The 505-nt window shown below is 47.5% G+C and carries 1 protein-coding gene; it reads left to right on the plus strand.

Annotated elements, in window-relative coordinates:
• The coding region (gene tnpA, locus ACE419_RS11660; RefSeq protein WP_435722084.1) for an IS66 family insertion sequence element accessory protein TnpA at positions 1-482 on the plus strand (482 nt) is incomplete at its 5' end.
• Positions 483-505: the final 23 nt, after the last annotated feature.

Raw genomic sequence — 505 nt, forward strand, 5'->3', positions numbered from 1 at the left:
AAAATTTCCAGTACAAAAAACTCAAAATTTCCCGAATGGGGAATTCAGTTTTTCCAATATGGGAGGGATTTGCATTGTCAACAGTCCAGCAGGTCAAGCATCAGCATTTAATCCAGAAATGGAAGAAAATCATTCTGGCACAACATGCCAGCGGCTTATCTGCCATGGCCTTCTGTCGCCGCGAAGACATGAATATAGATCAGTTCTACTACTGGCAGAGGCAGATCCGGCGTGAGCTAATTACACAGAAAGAGCAACAGGAAACCGCCACTTTGCCAGCTCCTGCAGAGCCGGTTGTACCAGTTCCGCAAGACACAGTTCAGTTTGTTCCTTTGAAACCGGCAAAGCCGGCAAAAAAGCACTCTGCTCATCATCTGGAAATTCAATGCGGTCCAGCTAGAATCGTGGTTTCAGAGGATACGCCGCCAGATTTGCTGCGGCAGACGCTTTGCGTTCTGAGGGATGTGTTTCCACCATGTTAATCCGGAATATCACAGCAGACCAC

It is taken from the genome of Mitsuokella apri, from assembly GCF_047974105.1.
Lineage (GTDB): Bacteria > Bacillota > Negativicutes > Selenomonadales > Selenomonadaceae > Mitsuokella.